Below are 221 nucleotides of genomic sequence, written 5' to 3' on the forward strand. Positions count from 1 at the left end.
ATCGACGACTGGTCGCTGTTCGAGGAGCGCTACGTCGCGGTTCTCGCGCCGACACACCGGCTCGCAAATCGTCCCTCGATCGGCATCGATGACCTCCGTGAGACCATCTTGCTGGAACGCGCCGACTGCGACGTCGCCCCGAAGATCCAGCAATCGTATTTCCCCGAGAAGCCGCCCCAACTCGGCCACTGCAGCGGTCACGACTTGCACCTGCAGCACAT

General features: G+C 62.9%; 1 pseudogene. It reads left to right on the top strand.

The window, feature by feature from the left end:
- A pseudogene (locus AC5ZG5_RS46685) lies at positions 1 to 221 on the top strand (LysR family transcriptional regulator); the annotation flags it as partial.

It is taken from the genome of Bradyrhizobium sp. Ses1 (assembly GCF_059512365.1).